31 protein-coding genes and 1 pseudogene are annotated in these 23069 nt (G+C 52.0%); 27 read left to right on the top strand and 5 right to left on the bottom strand.

What is annotated here, in order from left to right; all coding sequences use genetic code 11:
- Window positions 1–99: 99 nt before the first annotated feature.
- The 5 genes from DWY95_RS11140 to DWY95_RS11115 form a co-directional block, all read right to left on the bottom strand.
- The gene (locus DWY95_RS11140; protein WP_118553549.1) at window positions 100–909 is read right to left on the bottom strand and encodes a DUF6551 family protein; all 810 of its coding nucleotides are present in this window, start codon (window positions 907–909) and stop codon (window positions 100–102) included.
- Window positions 900–1574, bottom strand: a complete 675-nt coding sequence (locus DWY95_RS11135; protein ID WP_118553548.1) for a type II toxin-antitoxin system PemK/MazF family toxin — start codon at window positions 1572–1574, stop codon at window positions 900–902. Before DWY95_RS11135 ends, DWY95_RS11140 begins: the two co-directional genes overlap by 10 nt.
- 87 nt (window positions 1575–1661) lie before the next feature.
- Window positions 1662–1889, bottom strand: coding sequence for a hypothetical protein (locus DWY95_RS11130; RefSeq protein ID WP_118553547.1), 228 nt, complete (start codon window positions 1887–1889; stop codon window positions 1662–1664).
- A gap of 390 nt (window positions 1890–2279) precedes the next feature.
- Window positions 2280–2753 carry a sigma factor-like helix-turn-helix DNA-binding protein gene (locus DWY95_RS11125; RefSeq protein WP_118553546.1) on the bottom strand — a complete coding sequence of 158 codons (474 nt, stop codon included), beginning with the start codon at window positions 2751–2753 and terminating at the stop codon, window positions 2280–2282.
- 1242 nt (window positions 2754–3995) lie between these two features.
- On the bottom strand, window positions 3996–4277 hold the full coding sequence (locus tag DWY95_RS11115) for a hypothetical protein (protein WP_055189751.1): 282 nt from the start codon (window positions 4275–4277) through the stop codon (window positions 3996–3998).
- A gap of 113 nt (window positions 4278–4390) precedes the next feature.
- Here DWY95_RS11115 and DWY95_RS17405 point away from each other — a divergent pair, with 113 nt between their 5' ends.
- The 27 genes and pseudogenes from DWY95_RS17405 (at window position 4391) to DWY95_RS10990 (ending at window position 23039) form a co-directional block, all read left to right on the top strand.
- Window positions 4391–4750, top strand: coding sequence for a helix-turn-helix transcriptional regulator (locus tag DWY95_RS17405; RefSeq protein ID WP_243082726.1), 360 nt, complete (start codon window positions 4391–4393; stop codon window positions 4748–4750).
- Window positions 4741–5217, top strand: a complete 477-nt coding sequence (locus tag DWY95_RS17400) for a S24 family peptidase (protein ID WP_243082724.1) — start codon at window positions 4741–4743, stop codon at window positions 5215–5217. The genes DWY95_RS17405 and DWY95_RS17400 overlap by 10 nt, the downstream gene beginning before the upstream one ends.
- Before the next feature lie 19 nt (window positions 5218–5236).
- A complete protein-coding gene (locus DWY95_RS11105) occupies window positions 5237–5440 on the top strand; it encodes a helix-turn-helix transcriptional regulator (protein ID WP_223383275.1) in 204 nt (67 codons plus the stop codon).
- A gap of 275 nt (window positions 5441–5715) precedes the next feature.
- Window positions 5716–6051 carry a hypothetical protein gene (locus DWY95_RS11100; protein ID WP_015565819.1) on the top strand — a complete coding sequence of 112 codons (336 nt, stop codon included), beginning with the start codon at window positions 5716–5718 and terminating at the stop codon, window positions 6049–6051.
- 191 nt (window positions 6052–6242) lie between these two features.
- A complete protein-coding gene (locus DWY95_RS11095) occupies window positions 6243–7031 on the top strand; it encodes a DUF975 family protein (protein WP_118553545.1) in 789 nt (262 codons plus the stop codon).
- 7 nt (window positions 7032–7038) lie between these two features.
- Window positions 7039–7350: pseudogene (locus DWY95_RS11090) on the top strand (SLOG family protein); the annotation flags it as partial.
- 107 nt (window positions 7351–7457) lie between these two features.
- Complete coding sequence (locus DWY95_RS17230) at window positions 7458–7628, top strand: hypothetical protein (protein WP_166437330.1); 171 nt, start codon at window positions 7458–7460, stop codon at window positions 7626–7628.
- 15 nt (window positions 7629–7643) lie between these two features.
- On the top strand, window positions 7644–8759 hold the full coding sequence (locus DWY95_RS11085; RefSeq protein WP_118553544.1) for a hypothetical protein: 1116 nt from the start codon (window positions 7644–7646) through the stop codon (window positions 8757–8759).
- A gap of 14 nt (window positions 8760–8773) precedes the next feature.
- On the top strand, window positions 8774–10156 hold the full coding sequence (locus DWY95_RS11080) for a DUF6138 family protein (protein ID WP_117440286.1): 1383 nt from the start codon (window positions 8774–8776) through the stop codon (window positions 10154–10156).
- Between the two features lie 13 nt (window positions 10157–10169).
- On the top strand, window positions 10170–10448 hold the full coding sequence (locus DWY95_RS11075) for a hypothetical protein (protein WP_118553543.1): 279 nt from the start codon (window positions 10170–10172) through the stop codon (window positions 10446–10448).
- Window positions 10449–10466: 18 nt separating this feature from the next.
- Window positions 10467–10979, top strand: a complete 513-nt coding sequence (locus DWY95_RS11070) for a hypothetical protein (protein ID WP_243082722.1) — start codon at window positions 10467–10469, stop codon at window positions 10977–10979.
- Entirely contained in the window at window positions 10976–11209 is a 234-nt protein-coding gene (locus DWY95_RS11065) for an immunity 17 family protein (protein WP_015563522.1), read from the top strand. The genes DWY95_RS11070 and DWY95_RS11065 overlap by 4 nt, the downstream gene beginning before the upstream one ends.
- A 13-nt stretch (window positions 11210–11222) precedes the next feature.
- Window positions 11223–11765 carry a hypothetical protein gene (locus tag DWY95_RS11060; RefSeq protein ID WP_118553542.1) on the top strand — a complete coding sequence of 181 codons (543 nt, stop codon included), beginning with the start codon at window positions 11223–11225 and terminating at the stop codon, window positions 11763–11765.
- A gap of 41 nt (window positions 11766–11806) precedes the next feature.
- On the top strand, window positions 11807–12148 hold the full coding sequence (locus DWY95_RS11055; protein ID WP_006773019.1) for a hypothetical protein: 342 nt from the start codon (window positions 11807–11809) through the stop codon (window positions 12146–12148).
- A 7-nt stretch (window positions 12149–12155) separates the two neighbouring features.
- Window positions 12156–13235, top strand: coding sequence for an ankyrin repeat domain-containing protein (locus DWY95_RS11050; protein ID WP_118553541.1), 1080 nt, complete (start codon window positions 12156–12158; stop codon window positions 13233–13235).
- 4 nt (window positions 13236–13239) lie between these two features.
- Window positions 13240–13860 carry a hypothetical protein gene (locus tag DWY95_RS11045; protein WP_025543788.1) on the top strand — a complete coding sequence of 207 codons (621 nt, stop codon included), beginning with the start codon at window positions 13240–13242 and terminating at the stop codon, window positions 13858–13860.
- Window positions 13861–13872: 12 nt separating this feature from the next.
- Window positions 13873–14463, top strand: coding sequence for a hypothetical protein (locus DWY95_RS11040; RefSeq protein WP_025543787.1), 591 nt, complete (start codon window positions 13873–13875; stop codon window positions 14461–14463).
- Window positions 14464–14477: 14 nt separating this feature from the next.
- Complete coding sequence (locus tag DWY95_RS11035) at window positions 14478–15317, top strand: DUF2262 domain-containing protein (protein WP_118553540.1); 840 nt, start codon at window positions 14478–14480, stop codon at window positions 15315–15317.
- Between the two features lie 9 nt (window positions 15318–15326).
- Window positions 15327–15737: a hypothetical protein gene (locus DWY95_RS11030; RefSeq protein WP_006773016.1), complete on the top strand. Its 411-nt coding sequence runs from the start codon at window positions 15327–15329 to the stop codon at window positions 15735–15737.
- 49 nt (window positions 15738–15786) lie between these two features.
- Window positions 15787–16389: a hypothetical protein gene (locus DWY95_RS11025; RefSeq protein ID WP_118553539.1), complete on the top strand. Its 603-nt coding sequence runs from the start codon at window positions 15787–15789 to the stop codon at window positions 16387–16389.
- A 22-nt stretch (window positions 16390–16411) separates the two neighbouring features.
- Window positions 16412–16945: an SUKH-3 domain-containing protein gene (locus DWY95_RS11020; protein WP_118553538.1), complete on the top strand. Its 534-nt coding sequence runs from the start codon at window positions 16412–16414 to the stop codon at window positions 16943–16945.
- Between the two features lie 47 nt (window positions 16946–16992).
- Window positions 16993–19425 (top strand): hypothetical protein, encoded by a 2433-nt coding sequence (locus DWY95_RS11015; protein ID WP_118553537.1) that lies wholly within the window; start codon window positions 16993–16995, stop codon window positions 19423–19425.
- Between the two features lie 9 nt (window positions 19426–19434).
- Window positions 19435–20460 carry a hypothetical protein gene (locus DWY95_RS11010; RefSeq protein WP_118553536.1) on the top strand — a complete coding sequence of 342 codons (1026 nt, stop codon included), beginning with the start codon at window positions 19435–19437 and terminating at the stop codon, window positions 20458–20460.
- Window positions 20461–20502: 42 nt separating this feature from the next.
- Window positions 20503–20880 carry a hypothetical protein gene (locus tag DWY95_RS11005; RefSeq protein WP_118553535.1) on the top strand — a complete coding sequence of 126 codons (378 nt, stop codon included), beginning with the start codon at window positions 20503–20505 and terminating at the stop codon, window positions 20878–20880.
- A gap of 46 nt (window positions 20881–20926) precedes the next feature.
- Window positions 20927–21625: a hypothetical protein gene (locus DWY95_RS11000; protein WP_118553534.1), complete on the top strand. Its 699-nt coding sequence runs from the start codon at window positions 20927–20929 to the stop codon at window positions 21623–21625.
- A 14-nt stretch (window positions 21626–21639) separates the two neighbouring features.
- Complete coding sequence (locus DWY95_RS10995; protein ID WP_117529870.1) at window positions 21640–22050, top strand: hypothetical protein; 411 nt, start codon at window positions 21640–21642, stop codon at window positions 22048–22050.
- An 11-nt stretch (window positions 22051–22061) separates the two neighbouring features.
- Window positions 22062–23039 carry a hypothetical protein gene (locus DWY95_RS10990; RefSeq protein WP_118553533.1) on the top strand — a complete coding sequence of 326 codons (978 nt, stop codon included), beginning with the start codon at window positions 22062–22064 and terminating at the stop codon, window positions 23037–23039.
- The last annotated feature ends 30 nt before the right edge of the window (window positions 23040–23069 follow it).

Here is a 23069-nt window from a genome sequence, read left to right as displayed (position 1 = left end):
TCTAGTTCAATATGTCGATTATTCAGCAGAAAATACTATATGTAAAGTGTGATGGTCTTTTTCGGGGACCATCTCACTTGCCAAAGGAGATATTTGAGCTTAGAACTTCATCGGCAGTGCGTCTTTCCTGCACTTGCCGTTGTAGGTGGTGTAGATGGGGTAAACGTACCGCCGCCAGCCCGGAAGCTTGGCGGGGTTATCCCGGCTGACACGGTAGAGCTCCATGGGATGGACGCCGCTCAGCGCACGGACAAGCCGCTCCTCGCTGTACTGCCCATGATACAGCTGCACAAAGTACATCACGCCCCGCAGGACAGCCGCCCGGAAGGAATCCGGTTTGCCCTCCCACGCTTCCACGATGTGCCGCAGAGCTTCGCAGTAGATCTCTTCGCCCAGCTGGTCGTACAGCTTCAGCGCCGTGCCCACGCAGCCGATGCGGTAGTCGCTCAGCTGCATACTGTCGTAGTTGAGGGAAAGCCCCGCCCGGTTAGTGGCTGCGACAAACGCCTTGGAAGGCGCATCGCCGCCCACCACCTTGGCGCGCAGCTTGATGCCCGCCGACAGGGGTGCGGCGTGACCGTTCTGCTCCGCAAAGAGCAGGGCTTCCTGCTCCATCGTCAGACCGGTGTAGACCTTGCAGAGGATCGGGCGGTCCTCGCCGCCGTTGAGGAGGATGCAGCCCTCGATGGTGTGCTGCCCATCCATTACATAGTACCTGCCGTTGCGGAAGCTGACCTTCGGCTCGTTAACGATGTACTCGTTGAAGTCCCTTGCAATCAGCTCCACCCTCTTGCGCTCTACGCCCCGCTGGTAGATCTCGCGGGGATAGATCAGCTTGCTGCTGTGGATGACCGAAAGCTGGTACGGCGGGTTGATACCAATGAAAGTATTGTTTTCGTTCAGGCGCATCGCATTTCCTCCTTGATTCTCCAAATGTACTTCTCGGCTTCCTCTAAGATCTCAGCCACCTGCTGCTTCCGCTTCGGGCTGGTGAGCAGGCTGGGATTGAAGGTGAAGCTGTATTCCAACCGCTGGATCACGGCATGAACCGCGGATTGCAACTCGGTGTACAGCATCATTTCCTCGATGCTTCCGGCGTTCTCAAAAGACGATTTGATGGGCGTATAGGGGTAGACAGGTGGTTTGCCATCCACCACCTCAGGCGGCGCGTAAAGCGCCGTAGAGCGCCGGATAGGCTCCATCTGCTGGATGCTGCCCATGGGGTTCAGCGCAAGGCTGATACGCACTGCATCATCCACCCTGCGCATCTCCTCTGGGGTCAGATGCCCCAGATACTTCAGTGCCCGGCTCTTGTCGATGGTGAAGATCTGCTCTGCCTGCACAACGGACGGCATATTCAACCCTGCGTTTTCCAACAGGCAGTGGGTCGGCTGGTTTACTTTCTTTTCCGCCTTGCTTGTCATGGTCGCAACGATCAGGGTCGGAGAGTGATAATTGCCCACATCATTCTGAAGAATGACCGCTGGGCGGTCACCGTGCTGTTCCGAGCCGGTGCTCGCCCCGAAATGGGTGAAGAAGATATCTCCGCGTTGGAATTTCCAGTTTTGCTGCAAAATTGTACCTCCATGTTGTTATGTGCAAAGCCCGCTGCCGGATGTTCCGCAGCGGGCTTCGTTCAAGGTATGGTGGTATTGTTAGGGTCAGCGGTGCATGACCACATAATCGTAGCCGCGCCGCATCTGGCAGACGGTGCAGGTGTCCATGCTCCGGTCTACGCTGGGTACAAGCGCGATCTTGAAAGCCTTTGCATCCACAAAGTGCCGCAGACAGGTACCGCAGAGGGTTCGGATGGACTTGACCATCTCAGGGGTCAGCTCCATCTCCTCGTAGATCTCCTGCTCGCGCACCGTGGGGTTCAATTCGTCCATAAAAGTGTCCTCCTATGTATCAAAAGTGGATATTCGGGTAAAGAATAAATAAGAATACGTAAAAAACGGGAACTGCCGGATGCGTGGAACGTGCCCGACAGTTCCCGGATCAATATGATTAAAGGTCTCGCATATTCGCCCTCGGCCCCCTGCGAGTGGGGCATGAACATCTGGCAGCGGACTTGTACCGCTTCATTGGCATTTCAGCCACCCCGTCTGCTTTGTGACCGGGCCGCGAATTACGGAAGTATCATTATCGGAGTACCAGATGACGGAACTATTCAGTTTTCAAGGTGCGCAGGTCGGACGTTTTGCCCTGCGGCAGGTGCCGCTTGGGAAATTGTCCCTTCACTTGGTAGCCGACGAAAATGGTCAAATTATAACAAAAAATCAAAACTTCTTCAAAAAAATAGTGATTTTCATTATTCTCTTATGAATTGCAGGCTGTGAGATATTAAAAACTTTAGAAATTTCGCTCTCGTTGTAACCTTCATAGGCGTAGAGCGTCAAAAGTTTGAGGTCATCTTCCGATAAATTTTCAAGAGCAGACAGCAACCGCTCGTTCTCGATTTCACCGATCCATGCAAATTTGCTCTTAGTTTCGTGATAGGTATCCGTTGTGGTAATAGCCTCCTGATAGCGCAACATCAAGGGAGATGCTTCTTCCTCGGAACCTTCATACGCAGGAGCAGTGAACTCCTGTGTCCGCTCGATGAAGGTACGCTCCGAATTGAACTGCTGACGGTCATAGTCATACATCTTCTGGATAGCATCTTCCGTCATTCCCGCAGTCGCGTACTCGATGCACAGCTTTTCCCAGTGTGCTTCAAACTTCTTCAACTCATAGCCCTTATTAAAAGACATCGTAAACCTCCAAATTTTCGATAAGTCGTGAAAAGTCGAAAATTTAGAAAGCTACGGATATTTCGCCGCTTGGGGCATCCACGAAAAACGGACAAACATAAAGCCTGCTCCTTTTTACGGGAGCAGGCTACCTGAAGGCTAAAAAATAGCCGGACAACCAACTAACAGAGCGGTTCTAAAGCAGAATCACTCTATCAGCTGTTGCCCGGCTATTTGGTGCGCGTTTCATACATTGCCTTGCGGCAATGGCCCGTTACTCGGTGACGAACAGTCCATACTCAGGGTGCAATGCACCCGATTTTTGAAATTGAGTTTTGCCTATAAAGCAATCAACGCCTGCGATAGGCTAAATCAACCGTTGCTACGTTGCCGCACTTGAGGCACTTTATGCGGATAGTGCCTGAACAGCTCTCACCTTTTTGGTAGAGCTTGTGTCCGCAAACGGGGCAAAACCTCCAGCCGATGCTGAATTGTGCCTGCTGTATATTGCTCAGCGGTTTATTTTTGAAAGGACGATTATTTGACTGAATCATGTTTATTCTCCAAATCGGATGATGTCCAATGGATGGCAGTGGATGGGTTTGCCTTTTATGACCTGCATCTGCTGTAGTCTGATCCTGATAGCGGACCACGATACTCCCATCCGCACAGCCATCTCCAGAATTTTTTCATAGTTCGGGTCAGATGCGGATTTGTATAGGATTCCATTCGGCAGGCACAGCGCTGCCCGTTCTATTTCGGCGTTGACCAGAAATGTTGGCATCAGCAGCTCTGCTGCAAGGGTGTTTGCCTGCCATTCTTCCCATGAGGGCTGTCCGTTTCGTTCCCGATAGGCAATGTGCCCACGGCACTTGACTGCTTTTCCGTAGTCGTTCGGAAACTAGTCAGCCAGAATATGGTGAGCCGCCTCATGCGCTATCGTGAAATTCCGGCATCCGGTGCAGCCGTCTGCCGCAAGGGCGGAATCGATTACAACGTCCTTCGGCATGAACACCTCCACAAGCTTTGTCCCGTCCCCCAAGGTTACGGTAAAACCGCATTTCTGGAAAACAGTCAATCCTAGAATACTTCCATCGCTGCATAGCGGCAGCATTTTCACATTCAGCCCAAGAACAGAACTTGCGAGCCGTTCAGGGTCAATGGGTTCTGGGTCATCTTTGCTGATCCCGAAACGGGCATAGTACTGGTCGATATACTTACCCGCTATGTGCGAAAGATCTGCGCGGGATAAGTACCTTGCCATTACGAAGCACGGCTTTCCGGCACAGAGCAGTAGGCTTCCACGAACCACTTGCCCTGCTCAAGCCAAAGATTTCGCTTCTGCCCGCAGATTAGACAGGTGAAGCAGTGACCTTTTCCGCCTAGGCGCGATGTGCCATGCCTGACTGCCAAAACACGGTCAATTCCATAAGTGCGAGTTTTGTCATAGTTTATGGCAAGAGGACGGATCTTACCGTCAGGAGTAAAACGAACATCCACTTCGACGTATCTTTTCTCACGGCGAAGGTTGTAATCACCACACATCAGAATTCCTCCTTTTTGCAGATTTATCAGAATGCAGCGTGCATTACTTGCGAATCATACTGCGTGCCACGAGCTGTTTTTCGTTTACCGGATCACAAAGGAGTGTTCTTGCTATGAAAAAGAAAACTGCGCTCACCAAAATGCACATAGCCCCATCTACGGTGTGCTATGATGCAGTCGCTGCAAGGGACAGTAATGAGGTTGGTCTGATTCTCGCAAGCATACGAAAAAGGAATGGCTATTCACTCGTGGCGTTCTCTGAACTTCTCCGTCACTATGGCGTCGATGTCAGTGACAAGGGAATCAACAAATGGGAAAAAGGTTACACCACCCCCAGCATCTATCAACTAGTTGCAATCTGCTACGCATTGAACATCAAAGAGGGACCTTCCTACTTTACGAGGAATTTTCAGAAGCCCGCTCTTCTAAATGATATAGGGCAAAAAAAGTTGCCGAGTACGAAATGGACTTGATTGCATCCCGGCGCTACCAGCCAGACGCAGAAGAGCCTGCGAAAATCGACTGCATAATGATGCCAGTATCAGAGTTGCCAGTATCGGCAGGTCTAGGAGCTTTTCTTGAGGGTGAAATGTTCCAGCAGATACAAGTGCCTGCCAGTAGCGTTCCGGCTGGTGCCGAGTTCGGGATATACGTTAGCGGTGATAGTATGGAGCCACGTTATCATAGCGGACAGATCGTATGGGTAAAGCGCTGCGAAGAACTTGAATGCGGAGATATCGGGATATTCGTATATGATGACTGCGGATATCTGAAAAAATACGATGAACATACCCCAGATAAGTCCCAAGCAGAGTTCTTTACCGACAGCTATGGCGTGGTGCATAACCAACCGGTTTTGGTTTCTCTTAACACCAAATATTCGCTGATCCTTATATCTCCGGAGCAAAGATTCGAAATTGTTGGAAAGGTTTTGAACTAAAAAGATGGGAGGAGTTTTTGTGGATACGATCAAGCGTGTTCAGGATTTGATGCAAGTGCGTGATATGAATCTATGTGTATTGGCAAAGAAATGCGGAATATCGTACTCCACGATTCAAACCACCGCCCGTCGGGGAGGGCAGTTAAGCGTAGAGACGATTGAAAGAATTTGTCAGGGTTTAGGAATTACATTAAAAGACTTCTTCGATTCCTCCTACCTGTAAATATAGGGGCAGCAAAAAAGCCGTTCGCCACGCTGGAAAATCTGCGTGGTGAACGGCTTTAATACTGCTTCTATTTATCCTTTGGTAATCTCCAGATAAACACTAATCTCCATGATTGTTACCATTGAAGGAATACATTTGCGACGATCTTCGGGCATACCGAATAAGATTTGCATTGGCAGTTGAAGACGGCTCATGTTACCTATTGCAATTCTGACTATTTGGAAATATACTTGTAAGTATCAAATTATTTCACTTTATGGGAGGAAATTATTATGGCAAGACCCAAGGGAAGCAAGAATAAGGCTCGTACTGTAAAGGCCAGCGTTGATTATGTAGCAGTCATTGCAGAAAAGGCCGCAAAAAAAGAGAAAATCGAATCTGAGGTTGCTACGTTGACTGCAAATCTCGATGATCTGAAGACGCAGCTGAAAGCCAAGAAAGCAGAATTGAAAGCCGCCACCAAGGAACTTGCCAAAGCCGAAAACAAAAAAGCTGCCGCCGAAGCAAAAGCAGCAGAAGAAGCAAAGAAGGGCGAAGCAGAAGATGTGCTGAAGAAGCTGCTTGCCAGCGGTATGACGGCTGAAGAAATCCTTGCAAAGCTCCAGTAATGCAATATGATGAACTGGACAAGCTGCTGAAGTAAAGGAAGGGGCTGTTGCACAAGGATAAAACCGGTGTAACAGCCTCTTTTTCATTCATGCTGCAATTTTTTCAGCTTTTCAAACGTATCTAAATTAAAGTGGCATATCATCTTCCTATTTCACAAATCCTTGCCGTTTTCAGACAGGAGGTTGCTTTTATGAAAGTATCTGCCGACTATCGTATGCTCGCTCTCGATGCCCTGCGCGGAAAATGGAAAACTGCTGTTTTGACAGGTATTGCCGCCAGTGCGCTCGGTGCTACCATTGTGAGCAGTTCCAACAGTGCCGTATCCAATTCCAATCAGGCAAAGGACATCCATTTTGAACTGTTCTCCCAGCCCAACGGCGGTCGGCTGCTTGCTGTTCTGCTTGCCGGCATTGTTCTGTGGGCAGTCCTCCAACTGATCGTGGGCGGTGCAGTTCAACTGGGATATGCTCATTTTAATCTGAACCTTGTAGATGGAAATGATGCTGCCATCTCGGACTTGTTCTCTCAGAAAGACCGTCTGTGGGATGGCTTCTGCATGAAATTCCTGCAGGGTCTGTACATCGCCCTCTGGTCGCTGCTGTTGGTGATTCCGGGAATCGTGAAAACATACAGCTATGCGATGACACCTTACATCATGTCCGAGCATCCTTCGTTGACTGCAAATGAAGCGATCACAGAATCCCGGCGGATCATGAATGGCAACAAATGGCGGCTGTTCTGTCTGGATTTCAGCTTCATTGGCTGGGAGCTGCTCTGTTCGATGCCACTGTATGCCGAGGGTTTTCTGGTTCTCAAATATTTCACCGGTTCAGAGGCTCTGGCGATTTCTCTTGTTCTTCTGCTGACAATTCCATTGAGCATTGGCTTCTTTTTTGTACGCCCCTATGAGGAAGCTGCATGGGCCACTTTCTACCGCGATATTACCGCAGCACCTACCGAACCGGATGAAGCATATTGACTTTTATATTAAAATTATCGTTGTAGTTCCCTTCATCGGCTATGACTCTAAATGGCCGGATCAGAGTAAACATAGATTGAAAAAGCTGATCCAAAACGCAAACGATTCTATTGTTATTTCACATTCTGCGGATGTTTCCAGTTATAAAAAAAGAAATTATTATATGGTCGATCATGCAGAGTACCTTATCGGTGTGTTTGATAATCAGAAAAAGCTGCGCTCAGGTACAGCACAGACAGTCAACTATGCCTTGCATCAGGGAAAAGTAATCACTCTGATCCATCCAGACACTATGGAGATAACAGCCCCTGCGCCTTAACAAATTCACAAAAATTTTTCATTAGCATTTCCAACAAAATATTTTCATTGAAGGGGTGCTGTGATATAATAAGATATAAAACTACGCTCAGAACAAATGGTGCCGCTATGAACAAATATATTGGACAGCAATTTGCTGCTTTAAGATACGAAAAAATTATTTTGGTTGTTGAAGAAACTACATCTGCTGGTGGATGCGGCTCCTTCAACGCGGCTTCTTCATGCCCTGCGTCAGCCTGTCTTTATGACAGTGCGGCGTGGGGCTTTTTTATTGCCTGAAAGGAGTATGAGAACATGAGTCTGAAATATACCTGCCCCAGCTGTGGAACCCCATTGGGTTATGAGGGATTGTGTTGGAAATGTAAGTGCGAGCAAGAACGGCAAGCTGCTCTGGCCTGGATGCCGGAACAAATTGTCGAAAAACAAAGAAACTTGATACAGAACATCCAGAGGCTGGCTGATATGGAGGACCCAGAGTTCGCCGACTTTTGGCAGCTGCTTGGCTACCATGATGCCATCACCCCGGAGATTCAGCGAGTGGCACTGGCCGCAGAGGTGTTCTGGCCCTGTGAGATCTATTATCATGCTCCCGCCGATGTGCGGGATGGTCTGATCCATGCGCTGTTGTCCGCAGAATATTCCAGCGCGGCCTCCAACCTGATGAGTTGCCTTGCTATGCAAGGAGATGACAAGGCAATGGAGACTCTGCTGGAGCTGGAGCGAAATCCCCGGCCCTGGCGCAAGGGCCTCTATGTAGACCCATCCAGCTATGCGCAGATCGGAGGCTGGACCTTCGACAAGGAGGGCCAGAAAATCCAGCTCAACTTCGATACCTGCTATCCTATGGTCAAAGGAACCACCAGCGAGAAATCTCCCGTCCGCATTGGCCGGGCACGGGAGGACACATGCCCCCACTGTGGCGGACGCATGGTGGACATGCTGGTGCTGGATGGCCGGGATGAGCGGCTGAAATTTCTGGGGTTGGATGGTATTCTGACTGCCACCTGCTGCCCCAACTGTGTGGGATTCTTGAAAGGTCCAGCCTTTAACAGTTTTACCCTGGATGGCGGCGTGGAAGTCTTTCCCTCCGAGCTCTTTGACGGGGCGGAGAAAACGGATTGCTATGTCAGTCCCGAGGACTACAAGGCCCTCACGGAAAATCCCTTTGTGCTGGGCGAAGCGCCCGTGCCCCTGTTTTACGGTGCGGCCCGCCAAGATGTGAACACGGTGGGTGGCTTTGCCAACTGGGTACAGGACGCGGAATATACGACCTGCCCCCACTGCGGGAAACCTATGAAATATCTGGCCCAGATTCAGTGGGATACGGTGTTTGACTGTGCGGAGGGCACGCTCTATGTGGAATTCTGTCCAGACTGCCAAATCGTATCCATGCAGCATCAGCAAACCTGAGAGGAGACCTTGCCATGAGTTTGCCAAAGCGTGATGGCGTACATGACCGCTACTATCTGATCCACAAGCCGGACACTTCCCTGGAGGTGCTGGCGGAGGCGGATCTCTGCATTCAGGATGTGCTGAACGGAACCGCTCGTGAAAATCACTCCGCCTACCCGACTGTGGTGCGAAATCATAACGGAACACCCTTTCTCCCGGATCAGCTGCTGGAGCGGTATCTGACCGGGCTGCCGCTGAAAGGATTTCCCTGTGAGGATGCTGCCTCTCTCTGCGACGCCATGCGGCGGCTGGTGGGCTGGCAGGAGATCCGCTATACATTGGAGAAATACATAGAAAAGCAGGTGCAGGAAAGGTATTTTGAGGCTGGAGAAAAAGAGGATGATTTTACGCCTTACCCGCCTTGTACTGTGTGGCCGGAGCTGCGGCCGGAGGATGTGGATGAAGGCCTGCTGCGCTTTGCCTGCTATGTGGCGGTCTGCCATACGGTGTACGGGCAGAGTTTTGAATCCCTCACCACCGAGCACATCCTCGGCCTGGTCTCCCAGCTTCGCCCAGATATGGTGAAGCAGCTGAAAACAGCCGGCAGCGGCAAATTACCAAAGGACATCCAGCAGCGTAAGACGGAGCATTTCAACGCATCGGCCAATGATGCGTTTGCCACTATCCGCATCACCGCCAGGGACTCCACGGAGGAGTGCTATGCTGAAATCCTGGACTACCTGTGTGCGGTGCTGGAGCAGGAGGAATTTCCCCGCAGTTACTCGGTGGAGTTCCGTGGGAAGGAAAAACTCTATCTGCCCATTCCCGGCTTGCCCCAAAAGGGCGTCAATCAGCTCTTTGCCTGTGCTGTGCAGCACCCTGATCTTCATCCGGCTATGGAGCGATACGCTCGTTTGGCTATGCGGGAGTTTGAGTGGTATCAAAACCTTGCGGATGAAGCCTGCGCCATGCCTGGCACCTTTGCCGTGTTCGCCCTGGGACTGGAAGGGCCGAAGTGGTGGCGGCTGGTGTGCGATTACCTGGATCGATGTGATGACGAGCACTCCTCTTTGCAGGAGAAGTTCCTGCATATTCTGTTCAAGCAGTACGGGTTCACTGCCCAGTCCCTGCCGGTGCTGGTCCACGGAGTACAGTCCATGCAGAATCTGAAGCCCGCAAAGGAGTTCCGCGCCCTGATCGCCAATGAGGAGAGCCTGGATGCTCTGCTGGAGATCAAAGGGCATCTGGAATATTACCTGCCGGAAGAATCCGGCAATGACAAAAGGGCGCTGGCCTACCTGTGGCGTGATGTGCTCTGGGCCATCTGGGGCACAGCCTCTGAAAACGGCGGCAGCAAGGTCATCAAGACAGCGCCCAAGGAACTGAAAGAGAAATACCAGCAGGTATTTGCGTAAGGAGGCGTCCACTATGTGCGAGCACTGCCGAAACATTCAAACATGGAGAAAATTTGACGCCCCAAAGGACTATCTGGCCTGTATTGCTTACATTCAGCAGTTGGTGTCGGAGGGGGAATTTGAACTGATGCAAGAGGAATCCACCTGCCCACTGGAGAAGGTAAAGACAGAGGATGGCTGGGCAGACGAAATTATGGCTCACATGATTAGGTGCAAGCACTGCGGCCAGATCTTCACCTGTGTGGTCAACACCTGGCGAGGCAGTGGACACTTCAAAAAAGGCAAAGCATGACACAGAAAAGGCGGTGAAATGATGAATCAGACAGAAGAAACAAAACTGCTGGAGCAGCTTGAGCAATGGAATAAGAAGGACGAGTATTCCCGGTGTATCCGGGCCATCGAAGCCATCCCGGAACAGGAGCGGGGCTATCTGCTGACCGTCAAGCTGAGTCGGGCTTACAGCAATCTGGCGGTCCTGGGAGATCATGGAGAGCACGGAACCGACAGTGAAGTGGACGGAAATCTCATCCAGCACGCCATCCGACTGCTGGAGTCCGTCCGCACCCAGGGTGAGAACGATCCCTACTGGAACGCCCGGATGGGCTACTCCTGCCTGATGGCATATAGCTCCGCAGCCATCGCCTATGAATACGCAAAACGCTGGCTGGCCCTGGCCCCGGATGACCCAGCCGCCCAAAAGCTGGTTCGGGACTGCGAGGAATATCTTGAGGAGGAAAAAGCCTTGGAAATAGATTTGAAAGAACGGGAGGAATTTATTCGGCGGGAAACTCCCGATGATGAAAAGGGGGTTATATGTAAATGAACAGCGAACAGATCACAGTATTTTTGCAAGAGCATTGGTATATTGCCTCGGTGCTCATCGGGGCCGTGATTTTAATTGGAGCGACCCGCAACTGGAACTGGCTCTGCGACCCCACTGGTACGCGGGATGCCCACCGCCACAGCAGAGGATACCGGCGGGTGGTGTTCTTTCTGTTGGGTGTTCTCCTGATTGTGGTGAGTATCTGGGGATTTGTGCTGAAATTGAAATAGGAGGAGAAAGACTATGATGACTGAGAAATATCCCACCTGGCTCATCGGCCATGTGAAAGAATGGGCGGAGAAGCGTTTGCCCACCGTGATACTTTGTTCCACCACCGGCAATGAACTGCTGGAGGTTTGGTATTACGGAGATCTGCTCACGGTGAAAGGAGAACCCCAATCCTATATCATAGATAGCGACGAGGCCCCCGGACTGGTGACAGCCCGTGACCCGGAGAGCGGCGAGGAGTTCGTCATCTTTGACGGTGGACGGCATGGCTACGACAATATGTTCTGCGATGAACATGATCCATCCGAGCTGGAGCACCGCCCCCTCAAGCGGTATGAGATCCCCGCCTCCAAGTTGGTGCTGGAGCTGGGGTACAGCATTGACTATGAGAACGAAAAAGAGAACTTTGAACCGGATGAGGCGGATACCGTGGAACTGATCAACGGTGAACGGATGCCGTGGGAGCAGGCCAAGCGGGACGGCATCGACTATATCGCCCTTTACTATGTGAACGAGAAAGGAAAACCAGTCCAGATCCTGGACGCAGAGCTGGCCTGAGTATACCGCAGCCAGATGACGGGATAAAGGAGGGCGACAGCGTGATCGGGACAGATGAAAACCGGGCGGTGCTCCATGTGGAGGTCATCTTCTGGAGCGGCAAACGAAAAATACCACCCAGCCTGGTCAGCGGAAAGTATTGTCCCCATTTTGTGGTCACAGGAACTACAGAATATTTGGGTGTATGCTTTCTGGACGGAACCGAGTGTACATTTGATACACCAGCTTTGGGAAATGCCCAACCCCTATATCCAGATACCATTGACTATGCCCCGCTGGAAAACAATGCGGAATTTTTGATCTATGAGGGAGCCAATGCCGTTGGCAAGGGCCGGGTGCTGGGCCGAACCGTTCCCTATAAAGTGAAACAACAACGAAAGTAGGTGCCTTATGTACCAAATTGCATATATTGGCCGCTGGGAGACCCTCCCGGAAACGGCTGCCGCCATTTGTGACTATGACACTTCCAAGCTGGAGGTACTGCTCCAGGGCGGTCTGGATTTAGATGACCCCATTCAGCTCAGCGAGTATATCAAACTCACACCACTGGAGATCGCGGTTTTTCGGAATGATGTGCCCATGATTCACTTCCTACTGGGGCATGGAGCTGATCCCGGTCTGGCAGAGGAACAGCCCCTGCTGCTTACCGCTGCCCGCTGTTGTGGGCCGGAGGTGGTGGCGCTCTTTGCTGGACAGGCTGCAAAACTCAGCCTGAAGCAGAAAGAGCGGGCCTTTCAGGAAGTACGCTGGGGCAAGCGCCCGGAGAATATCCCGGTGCTGGAGCAGGCTGGGATCACAGTGGATAAGTTTGGCGGCGAGGCATTCCGGGCCGCTGTGTCCGAGGGCAATGCCAAACTTGCCCGACTGCTTCTGGAAAAAGGGGCAGACATCAATTACCACAAGCCGGACATGGTGTTCCCTTACGCCTCCACCCCTGTCACCGAGGCCGCCCGCTCCAACAATTTCTCCATGGTGCGCTGGCTGGTGGAACAGGGAGCGAATATCACCCTTGTTGACAAATACGGCGACCGGCCTTACAGTGTGGCAGTTCAAAACAAGAATCAAGAGATGGCCGACTACCTGAAGGCGCTGGAGCCGGAGGACTGGCACAACGAACAAGAAAAGGTCCGGCAGCTTATGCCCTACAAGCTGCCTGCCAAGCTGGTGGAATACTTGAAAACCGGCCCCCTGCGTTTGGAATTCCCGGAGCAGGAATGGGTGAAATGGGCGGAGCTGTACGCCTACATGGATGTGCAGGAGATGACCTGGAAACGGAAGAAGCTGCTCTCCCTCATGGCGGCCATGGACAATTACAGCGACTACCTGCTGCTGTGGAGCCCCAGGGACAAAAAGCTGTGGTATCTGGACATCGAGCATGAGGAATTCCACTCTCTGGCCAAATGGGATGACTTCATCGCAGATCCCGGCCGGTATCTGAACGGGATGATCGAGGGTGAGTTTGAGGAGTAAAGCCATGACATCCATAGACTTTCTAAATAAAGTACATAAAAGCCTGGATTCGCAGGAATACAGCCTCTCTTATTCTCCAGCCAAGTCCAAGAATTATATGCTGTACTGCAATGGCAACTTCATCGGCGGCCTGTTCGATGAGGAGCTGTGCTTCGTCTACGCCGACAGCGTGAGTGAGCTGCTGGGACAGCCGGAACCCGTCTACTGCGGCTACTCCAGCACCGCCCAGCACAGGATGCTGGTGATCCCGGAGGAACATTGGGAGAAGGCGCTGAAACTGCTCTATGCCGAGAAATTTGACTGGAGCCGGTTGGTGTACGACATCACATACACCAGCATTGGCGCGGCTGTGGTGGAGGACTTCTACGACGAGAATGTGGTGTTTCTGCGCTTCTGCTTTGAAAAGGAACTGCTGAAAAAGAACCCTCTGGACCGGCAGGGCCGTATCCTGCGGATGGTCTATCTCAATCAGGATCTGACAAATATCGGTAAGAATTTGTTTCCTGCGCTGCTGGACAAGTTCCTTGCTTTTTATGATCGGAAAGGAAAAACCAGTCTGGAAACCATGCTGCAACGGTGGTACATCGCTCTGGAGAAGGAGTACCGCAGCCAAACAGCAGAATAAGGAGGCGGCAACATGACAGAAGAAAACAGAACCTATATCACCCATCTCAAGGTCACGGATGTCCCGTGGCACCGGCTCACCACCGCCTATGGCCGGGGGACGGACTTTCCCGCGCATCTGGCGGTGCTGGAGCAGATGGAGGATATAGAGACAGTCAAAAAGTCCCTCTATGAGCTCACCACCAACATGGAGCACCAGAGTACCCTGTGGCACGCTACCCCCTTCGGCATGGTGTTCCTGAACCGGATTCTGGAGAAAGCCCTCGCAGAGAGCGGGCAGAACCCCGTGGCCCATTTCCTGGCCGGGGAACTGCTGGACTTCTTTGCCTGCATCCTCCAGTGCTTCCACGGTGGGGATGAGATGGAACACGCCGAGGCGCTTCCGCTGTTCTCCGATTTGCTGAAGGAAGAATATCTGTGGTCGGAGGAATACGACGAGGAAGAAGATGAGATGCGCTACGAGGAGGACGAGGTCTTCCCCGATGACCTGTTCTACAGCTTCTATTACTACTCCTGGCAAGCGGTGAAAGCCTACCAGGATGTATTGGAGCAAGTCCCGGCGGAGTTTGCCCAGCCTGCTGCCGCAGTGCGGGAACTGCTGTAAAGGAGATCACACCCATGTTTGAAGAATTCTATGAGATGTACGAGCCCGAGGAGCAGGAAGTGGTCGCTCTGATCAATCGCTGCATTGGGGGCGGATTTAACTGGAAAGGCAACTTTTGGGAAATGACCGTTGTGACACTGGGTATGGTGTTCTGTGACACCGGCAAGGTCAGCACCAAAGAGGAGCGGCTGGATTGGCCGGTCAGCGATGAGGAGCGTAACAGCGAAAAGGGCTGGGGATGCTTTGGCAAGGAGCAGATCTGCCGCCTGAAGATCCGCCGAATGAAGGAAGAATGGGCAAAGGATCTGGTGGCGTGGCCCTGGTGCATCTCCCAGGTGGTCAAGGCCCATGAGGACTGCCCGGAACTTCAGGCCGTTCTGGACGAGTACCACAAGCCTGTGGTGCTCCAGGACGAGATGCTGGGAGAACTGACGCTGGACAAGGACTATGATACCTTCGAGGGCGAAATCCAGTGGTGCGGAAAGGGTGTAAGCCTTTCTCTGGAGGTCAATGCCGAGAGCAAGCCCTCCTGGACCCGCGCCCGCAGTGCCGCCAAGAAGCTGCTGGCCGACTGCGAAACCTGGGACAGGGCCATGCGGGAGCTTGCGGCAAAGAACCTGACCGAGCTGGCCAACAACTGGCTCTCCCAGGATGAAGAAAATCCCCGTGACCCGGAAACCGACCCCATCACAGAGGAAGAACTGGCCCGGCGGATCAGCATGACCAGCCTGTCCGTCACCTCCGGCGGCAGCTTCACCGCCTGGTTTGACTGCGACGAGATGTTTACCGACCATGCGGTGACGGTCTACGGCTCCTTGAAAAAGGGCCTCAAAACTGCCAACATTGAGGGATAGGAGTTGTCTATGGAAAAAGCGACTGCTGTTAATACCTGCTTAGGTGTTTTGAAGGGACGGGACTGCATCTATCTGGATCAGGTGAAACAGGATGCTCTGAACAATCTGACCTTTACGGGGGACATCAATGGCCATCTAATCTCCCAGTGCAGGGACGAAAAAGACTGGTTTCCCTATACACTCACCTTCCGGCAGGTGCTGGCCTATTTTACCTGTGAATTGGACACCTATGAAAATATGGCTGGGACGGAGTATCTGGATGGCAGTTCCTTCGATTTAATTGAGGACAGCACCTGGCTGAAGTCTCTGCCAGTGCGGGAGGACTTTGACAAAGGCATCTATCGGCACTACCGGCTGTTTACATACGATGATGTTTACAACATCATTGCGGTTTCCTATGAGTTTGCAGCAGAGTTGTAAATGCCTGAAACATGGAAGACCATTGGAGGGATCTATCAAGGAAGGAGGTATGGCGATGAAACAGAATAAGCATCAGTTGGAGCATCTGCCCACACTTCTGGTTCAGCAGATCCGCCTGCAATGGTATAAAGACTGCCGGGGCGGAAATGCGGCCGCACAGCGGAACCAGTATCCCAGAGCCATGCGTCTGCCGAAAGACTTCTTCTCCTATTATCCTTTTGGTCTGCCTACTCACTTTGCATCTATCATACAGAGGCCCGATGGATTTCAGATCGATAGGGACTGTCGTAGGCTGATGGAATGGAAGCCGAATGGCACAATACGGCTTCACCCTTTCGAACTGATTCAGCAGGAGCCCGGAATCCATGTGCGTTACCGCAATGATTGGCACATCGGGGCGATACCGGAGCGATATACCTACGATAAGACCGGGCAGAAACAGCCTCTCAATGAGCTGGCACTGGATTTGATTCCTGGTGATTATGGTCGAGCTGTCTGCAATGGGCGGTTCCGAGACTGGGACACTGGGGTCTGGTATTATGTACTGGATATTTTGAATGTGATGCCGCTTGCAGAACCCACCGACGCATTGACCAGTTTTACGGACAGAGAACCGAATAAGATATATACCCAGATCGATCGGCTGTGGTGACGAAAAACAGGAGGATACTACCATGATCAAAGAACGCATCCCTATCTCTGGCGATCTGGGCAGCAAGGTTAAGCAGCTGATGGAGTACGCCGGGTGGTACGAAGGCCGCAGTGTGGACATCTCCATTGCGGAGCAGTATTACGCCGATCATGGCGTCCCGATGATGAAGACCACCCAGCGGTTTTATCGCAAATATTTCGGCCTGTGCTGCGAGTGGTACTTGGCACAGAAAAAGCTGAAATGGGCAGCTGACTTTGAGTTTGCTTTATTCCCTTACCTAGTCAATGGGATCAAAAACCATTTGGAGGACGCCTATTTCCGGGATATGTCCGGCTGTGAACTGGCAGAGATCGAACAGGCTGCCGGTGAAAAATGCCAGCCTATCGGTCATATTGGCTACTACTACCCGGCGGAGGTCTGGATCTCCGAGTACGGGAAATTGTATGCGAAATATGAGTACCAGGATGAGATTGAGTGCTTTTCAGATATTTTTGCCTTGATTGAGCGAGAACTAAAAAAATGCACGATTGATTCCGTTGCCATGAAAACTGTTTAAGCACTGGATAATAAACTTTGAAATCCTCAAAAAGAGGGGGTACTTTTATGCCAGACTGGGCACAAATCATATCTGATGCCTTGGACATTTTGAAATTTGACGGAGCCGTACAGGACACTCTGGCGGAACTGCGAGAAAAATGGGGCGCGCAGGTCCCGGCGCTGCTGGATGAACGCTTTGATGCCGTTGGCGTTCAGTATATGAAGCTATCCCATGAAAAAGGGGCGGCGGCATTGGGGCAGGAGCTGTCTGCCTTCGGCTGGGCGCTGTATAACCTGGATGATGAGGACGAGTATCTGTTTGCCTTGATCCCAGAGGAAGAACGCAGCGAATGGGAACGCTACTGCAAAAAGCAGGGGCAATATTGCCACCTGATGAAACAGCAAGGGCGAAAATGGGGCGACCATGCCAAGGAGCAGGACCCTGGGAAGCTGATGCCCTGCGAGGAATACATACTTCAGGATGAGTACGATTATTTCTTCAACTCCCTGGCGGGTGATTTTGCGGCGGGCGAATGGAAAAACCAGGATGCAGAAGAATGGAAAAACGGCTGTGTGGCCGATCTGCGCCAGCGTCCGCCCCAGGTGACCCGCGCCCACAGTTTGTCGCACCTTGGGTGCCTCACTTATTCCGCAGAAAATGGACTCTATGCCGCGTCCAGAGCCGCTGGCAGCGGGACTATTGGGCGGGCATTACTGAGCAAGAATCCGGCTACCCTCAACTGGTTCGAGCCGTCCCCCATTGGATATGACGGTCCGCCCCGGACCCTGTGCTGGGCTGACCATTCCCTCTGGGTGGGCGATCCCACCAACGCCACACGGATTGAACTCACCGACCGGGGCACCTGTCAGGATGTGAAAAACTGGCCCCTGCCGGAAGATGGATGGAGCACCAAATACCATTGTGGCATCGTGACAGACGGGCTGGGCCGGGTCTACTTTTCCAACGAGTGGTACAAGGGGCAGATTTACCGCTGGGAAAACGGCAAGGTAACAAAACACACCTTCTCTCTGGACGGATACGACCATCTCTCCGAGGCCGTTCCCGTTCCCGGCACAGGCCGCATTACCATGATCCACGCAGTCAGTGGCAAGGGGCGGATGGAAGAATGCCTGCTGGAACTGGACATGGACACCGGGCGGTGCCGCATCGCCCCCCTGCCCGGAATGGGCGAGGGGCTGAAACTTCGCTGGTTTACCGGGGACTGGCTGCTGGTGCAGGGAAACGGCGAAATCCTCTCCGATGACTTTGCTCAGCTCATCAATAGGAACACCTGTGAAGTGCTGCGTATCCGTCCGGGAATGTTCGGCGGGGAGAAAATGCAGCACATTGGAATACTCACCGATGGCACGGTGGTCATCGTTACCCGGCGGGACAGGGTTGGGCCGGTGTTCCGTTATCCCATCGACTTCTGGGGCTTCCTTCGGACGGCAAACAAGCCCAAAAAGCTGGAATGGCGGGAGTACAAAGAAGTATACCCAAATCTGCCCATCTTCCTACCGCCCAAGGCCACAGAGCGAAAAATCATTCTCAAAAAAGACAGCCTGACCATCCTGGGGTCGGTATTTACGCCGCCGTTTACCCTGTCGCAGCTGGCGGAAAAGTTGGGGCCTGCCCACATTGTCCTGCAAAATGGAACACGGAAAAGCCCCATGACTGGCCGAGAGAGTCCCTATACCCAGGCACTTGCTTTGTGGGACGAGCTTGGACTACAGGGCTGGTTGGACGAAGATGAGCAGACCATCAAAGCCATTGGTGTCCGGGTAGCGGCACAGGGAGAGTATGCGGTCCGGCAGACATTTGACGGAGCGGTTTGGATCGGGTCCAAGGACTACCGAGAGGCCAGCTGGAAGGATTTCGCCGGATTTGCCCATACCCTCAAATTAGGCGGCTTTACCGTCTATACCCGCTTGCCGGGTCCTGTTTCAGAGGAGCAGTCAGCGCAGAAAGCAAAGCTGGAGGCCCTCTCCGCCATGGTGCAGATCAGCTGGAAAGAGCCAGAGCAAAAGGCGGCGAAAGCACAGAAATACAAGTTATCCAAGCCGACTGAACCAGTGCTCACCTTTACCAGCTTCAACTTCAAGCTGGCGGTCATGGAAGTCCTGATGTACGAGAAAGGCTTACTGGCTCCTAAACTGGATGCCCATGAGTTTGCCAGAGAGTATAGCCGACGCAAAATCGACATTGACACGGAAGGGTATGAACCCATCCCAGAGATTCGGAAGTGGCTGGAGAAATACCCTGTCCCGGAGCGGCTGGCACCGGAGGTCACAGAAATCGAGATGGATGGCGGCAGCGAGATTTATACCCAGCTCTGTCCGTTCTGGGATGGCGAGGATGGAGCCTTTGATCTTAATACCGTTACTGAGGCGGAACTGCGCCAGTTCCCCAATCTCAAACATATTACTCTCATGTCCTCCAAGCCAGAACAGGTGCTGCCGGTTCTGGAACGGTGCAGTATCAAGGTAGACTTGCTGTGAGGTGAAAGTATGAAAGAGAAACTAAAAGTGATAAAGAACTGGGAGTTCGAGGAATTTGAACTGACGGGAACTTCCTTCAAATACAGCCCGACTGGATGCAAGGGTATGGTAGCCCGCAGCGAGGATGAAATTGTGTTTTGGACCTATCATCTCTTGCAAAAGTGCAGCGGCGTTTTGTGGGTCAAAGGCGAAGTTTCCAGGTGGATTCCCAGCCCAGAGCCGAAAGAGCAGCAAGATGTTTGGGAAGTTCCTGTCTTGCTCTCATGCGACAGAGGAATACTGTTGGTTTGCCCAGCCAGTAAATCCCTTTGGTGGATGCCGCAGATGGATGGAGAGTGGATTCCGATCCCCATGGATAACTGGTGTGCCCAGGGTATTCCCAAGCCGGTGGCAGTCACCGGAAGCCATAGCGTTTTCCCTATTGTGTGCCGAGTGGACAACTCCGCTGATGCGACCAACAGTTTTACCAGCCTGACGGTAGACTTTGAAGCCATAACTGCACACTGGGCAGAAAGCGGCTCTTGTGTATACAGCAAAGCAGGAACCCGACAGACCCATTTGGCGGCGGTAGAGCGAGCTGGCGGCAATTTTGCCCAGGCAGACTTTCACTACAACTATCCTATGATTGGCTCCATACTGGAACAGAATGGACAGTTTTATGCCTTTTTGGAAAGCAGCACTATCAATCCGGCGGGTCTTTCTCTCATGGGCTACTATTGGTATCTGGAACTGGAGGAAAACGGACTATTCAAAAAGAAACTGTGGGGTAAAGATAATTTAAGCCGCCTGCCCGGAAAACATGGGATGCGCGGAAAATTCTCCGGTGACAGGACTTGCCTGATCCTATCTCCCATTTTTAAGAATGATGACTGGAAGGGTAAACAAAAGGTGCTGTGCCTTTCGGATTTGGTGCTGATCGACCTTGCCATGCCCCGTGGATACGCTTCCTTCCATGTGCTGGATGTATGGGGAAATCGGGCATTTCTCAGCGATGAGAAAGACAAGCTGGTTCTTTGTGAAATGACCTTGGAGTAGTTATGAGGGCTGAGTATGATAGCGTTGATATGAGGTAAGCCAATGGAATTATTTGCAAAAAGAATGACTTGGGAGCTGGACAATGATGAAGGGCTGTCCTGCCTGTCCTTTGAACTGGAGGATGGTTACTTTACACTCTCCCGCAAGACCGGCGCGGAAGCACTCCGCTTGGAAATGAATGATCCAGCCAATGGTCAGTTGATTGACCCGGACTGTTTTGAATATGCCCTTGATAATACCAGGTTTCGTCTAAATATCATGCGGAACAACCGAAAGGTTCTGCGGTATCTGGAAGAACACCACATCAACACGGAGTTGTATGGAGAAATTGTCCTTCACTACACTCCTCTCAGCAAGCCACAGCTTGAAACATTATCTGCCGTGACTCTCAGGCTGTTTTTCGGTGAACTGCTTTTTTAGGCTGAAACAGAAGTGTCGTTTGCAGAAATCATGCGAGGGGATAACTATGGTTAAAATTCATCGTATTTGGTTCAATACGGAGAGAATGGACAGAGAGGATCACTACAAAATCACATTATTCAGTCGCCCTCGTGTATCCATCCGTGTGGATGAGTACATTTGGAGTTTGATCGAAGAACATATCGTGAAGCCCCATAAGCTCATGCGCAGCGAAAAGCATAGGTATCTGCTGAAAATTTCTTTTCACCGATTTGATCCGGTGCGGCACCGATATTATCCGCTTTCCCCGTATAATGGGCCGCTTCTGGAAGGCGTCAAGCCGGACAGCGCAAACGGATGGTATCCCCGTGAGAATTTTGCAGACACTGAGTATCGCACCACTTGGTTCTCTCCTGATAAAATCTGGACAAACTGCGGCAACAAAGTTCTGGATGTCAATGTTGACGCTGCCAATGTAAGCGAGAGCATCACCCCCAGAGAATACGCAGACTTGCTGTTCGATGGGATTGGTGCTGCACTGGTGTTTAACTTCAAAAGGCTCAAGCGCGAGGAGTTTGATGAGCTGAAACCCAGGATCGACTGGAGCATGGTAGAGAGCTTTCCCTTTCCAGCAGCCTTTGAGGAGCAGCAGTACATTGGGGACGAGGGCAAAATTCATGTGTATTCCTGGGATGGCCGGCAGGAAACGGACCTTGTAGGCCCCTATTCCGTGCGGGAGTTGTATCTGGAGCATTTCGGAAAATAGTTGGGAGGAATCTGATGAAACAGACAGATATTTATACTGAGGCTCTGATCTGTCTGCGGTCGATTTTACAGACAGACCACCCGGAATTCAAAAACTGGATCGGCTGGCTGGAGCGGGACATTCAGGACTGGAACCAGCAGCGGGAGGTTGCCCACCATCTTCGGGCATACGGAGGTATGGGCTCGTTCAACGACCTGCCCAGTATGCGTGGAAATCACGACTATATTTTCGGCTTTCTCAAGTCCGTGTGCTATGCCTTCGGCCATCTTTATGGCAAACGGGAAGGCATTTCTCCGGAGGCATTGATGGAGGAGTGCCTGCACGATGTAGAGCAGGCAGCCTATCACCCCCATAAGGCACTGAACCAAGCCATTGCCCAGCACTTGATGCAGGGCGATTTGCAGGAGAATCTGGATAGGCTGTAGGAGGACTTGCTATGAACGAAAAACTGTCCCGTCCCCAATTCAATCAAATGGACACCACCGAGAAGCAGACACTGATGGAAAGCCTGGCTGCTCGTTATAATATGACCTTTCTTGATCTACATACTTTTGACCGCTGGGGCCAGAGCAGCACCACCGGCATATTCGAAAAAGATGGCCGGAAGTTTGTCTTTGTTCCCGGCGATACCGTCACCCTGGGCTGGGAGCAGTTTGCCGTGGGACTGAATCAGGAGAGCCGGGAGGAATTGGAGTATCTGTTCCGGGAATGGGAAATGGAACCGCAGAACCCGGAGGAGATGATCCGGGAAAGCATGGCTCCCGTTCGGCAGGCGGTCATTGGCCCCATGCTGGTGGGCCGGGAGCTGGAGGAACTGTGCTGGGAGCCGGTCAAGATGGACGATCCTAGGCTGACTGCCCACCCTGACTGGCTGAAGGAATTCCGTGATTTTGCTTGGAGTGACAGCAGCAGTCTTACCTTGCATCAGTCGGCCCGCATAGAACGGACAGAAGATGGATTTCAGACCTGGATTTATCACTGCACAGACTACGATGCGCTTCTTGCCGGGCTGGAAAAGCAGGGACTTTCGCTGCCCACAGCGGACGAGTGGGCCTACCTGTGCGGCGGCGGATGTCGGACCCTGTTCCCATGGGGAGATGGGTTAGACTACTCCATGCGTCTGCGCTGGTTTGAGGACATGGATGAGGATGAGAACCGACCCTATGATATGGAGGAACCCAACTTCTTCGGCCTGTCCATCGCCTACGATCCCTATATGCGGGAAGTGGTGCAGGCTGATAGACTTACCACCTGCGGCGGTGACGGCGGGTGCAATATCTGCGGCGGGCTGGGCCCATTTCTCGGTTTCCTACCCTGTTCGCCCCACTGTAAGCCGGAAGTGCAGGAGGACAAGGAACTAAACGGAGATTATGACTTCTACCGGCCCATTATCCGGGTGGAGAACCATGATTGACAATAGAAGCTTGATACGAAATAAAGAAAG

The organism is Faecalibacterium sp. AF28-13AC, from assembly GCF_003478405.1.
Lineage (GTDB): Bacteria > Bacillota > Clostridia > Oscillospirales > Ruminococcaceae > Faecalibacterium > Faecalibacterium prausnitzii_E.
This window is presented reverse-complemented; position numbering and strand designations above follow the sequence as displayed.

What these genes read in the sequence shown, in the direction of transcription:
- DWY95_RS11070 (WP_243082722.1), top strand. Translation starts at nt 10,467, where the DNA reads ATGATGAATCAGACAGAAGAAACAAAACTGCTGGAGCAGCTTGAGCAA.
- DWY95_RS11010 (WP_118553536.1), top strand. Translation starts at nt 19,435, where the DNA reads ATGAAAGAGAAACTAAAAGTGATAAAGAACTGGGAGTTCGAGGAATTT.
- DWY95_RS11140 (WP_118553549.1), bottom strand. Translation starts at nt 909, where the DNA reads ATGCGCCTGAACGAAAACAATACTTTCATTGGTATCAACCCGCCGTAC.
- DWY95_RS10990 (WP_118553533.1), top strand. Translation starts at nt 22,062, where the DNA reads ATGAACGAAAAACTGTCCCGTCCCCAATTCAATCAAATGGACACCACC.
- DWY95_RS11050 (WP_118553541.1), top strand. Translation starts at nt 12,156, where the DNA reads ATGTACCAAATTGCATATATTGGCCGCTGGGAGACCCTCCCGGAAACG.
- DWY95_RS11030 (WP_006773016.1), top strand. Translation starts at nt 15,327, where the DNA reads ATGGAAAAAGCGACTGCTGTTAATACCTGCTTAGGTGTTTTGAAGGGA.
- DWY95_RS11025 (WP_118553539.1), top strand. Translation starts at nt 15,787, where the DNA reads ATGGCGATGAAACAGAATAAGCATCAGTTGGAGCATCTGCCCACACTT.
- DWY95_RS11015 (WP_118553537.1), top strand. Translation starts at nt 16,993, where the DNA reads ATGCCAGACTGGGCACAAATCATATCTGATGCCTTGGACATTTTGAAA.
- DWY95_RS11095 (WP_118553545.1), top strand. Translation starts at nt 6,243, where the DNA reads ATGAAAGTATCTGCCGACTATCGTATGCTCGCTCTCGATGCCCTGCGC.
- DWY95_RS11125 (WP_118553546.1), bottom strand. Translation starts at nt 2,753, where the DNA reads ATGTCTTTTAATAAGGGCTATGAGTTGAAGAAGTTTGAAGCACACTGG.
- DWY95_RS17405 (WP_243082726.1), top strand. Translation starts at nt 4,391, where the DNA reads ATGAAAAAGAAAACTGCGCTCACCAAAATGCACATAGCCCCATCTACG.
- DWY95_RS11085 (WP_118553544.1), top strand. Translation starts at nt 7,644, where the DNA reads ATGAGTCTGAAATATACCTGCCCCAGCTGTGGAACCCCATTGGGTTAT.
- DWY95_RS11005 (WP_118553535.1), top strand. Translation starts at nt 20,503, where the DNA reads ATGGAATTATTTGCAAAAAGAATGACTTGGGAGCTGGACAATGATGAA.
- DWY95_RS11115 (WP_055189751.1), bottom strand. Translation starts at nt 4,277, where the DNA reads ATGTGTGGTGATTACAACCTTCGCCGTGAGAAAAGATACGTCGAAGTG.
- DWY95_RS17400 (WP_243082724.1), top strand. Translation starts at nt 4,741, where the DNA reads ATGGACTTGATTGCATCCCGGCGCTACCAGCCAGACGCAGAAGAGCCT.
- DWY95_RS11000 (WP_118553534.1), top strand. Translation starts at nt 20,927, where the DNA reads ATGGTTAAAATTCATCGTATTTGGTTCAATACGGAGAGAATGGACAGA.
- DWY95_RS11035 (WP_118553540.1), top strand. Translation starts at nt 14,478, where the DNA reads ATGTTTGAAGAATTCTATGAGATGTACGAGCCCGAGGAGCAGGAAGTG.
- DWY95_RS11045 (WP_025543788.1), top strand. Translation starts at nt 13,240, where the DNA reads ATGACATCCATAGACTTTCTAAATAAAGTACATAAAAGCCTGGATTCG.
- DWY95_RS17230 (WP_166437330.1), top strand. Translation starts at nt 7,458, where the DNA reads ATGAACAAATATATTGGACAGCAATTTGCTGCTTTAAGATACGAAAAA.
- DWY95_RS11130 (WP_118553547.1), bottom strand. Translation starts at nt 1,889, where the DNA reads ATGGACGAATTGAACCCCACGGTGCGCGAGCAGGAGATCTACGAGGAG.
- DWY95_RS11060 (WP_118553542.1), top strand. Translation starts at nt 11,223, where the DNA reads ATGATGACTGAGAAATATCCCACCTGGCTCATCGGCCATGTGAAAGAA.
- DWY95_RS10995 (WP_117529870.1), top strand. Translation starts at nt 21,640, where the DNA reads ATGAAACAGACAGATATTTATACTGAGGCTCTGATCTGTCTGCGGTCG.
- DWY95_RS11100 (WP_015565819.1), top strand. Translation starts at nt 5,716, where the DNA reads ATGGCAAGACCCAAGGGAAGCAAGAATAAGGCTCGTACTGTAAAGGCC.
- DWY95_RS11065 (WP_015563522.1), top strand. Translation starts at nt 10,976, where the DNA reads ATGAACAGCGAACAGATCACAGTATTTTTGCAAGAGCATTGGTATATT.
- DWY95_RS11040 (WP_025543787.1), top strand. Translation starts at nt 13,873, where the DNA reads ATGACAGAAGAAAACAGAACCTATATCACCCATCTCAAGGTCACGGAT.
- DWY95_RS11080 (WP_117440286.1), top strand. Translation starts at nt 8,774, where the DNA reads ATGAGTTTGCCAAAGCGTGATGGCGTACATGACCGCTACTATCTGATC.
- DWY95_RS11075 (WP_118553543.1), top strand. Translation starts at nt 10,170, where the DNA reads ATGTGCGAGCACTGCCGAAACATTCAAACATGGAGAAAATTTGACGCC.
- DWY95_RS11020 (WP_118553538.1), top strand. Translation starts at nt 16,412, where the DNA reads ATGATCAAAGAACGCATCCCTATCTCTGGCGATCTGGGCAGCAAGGTT.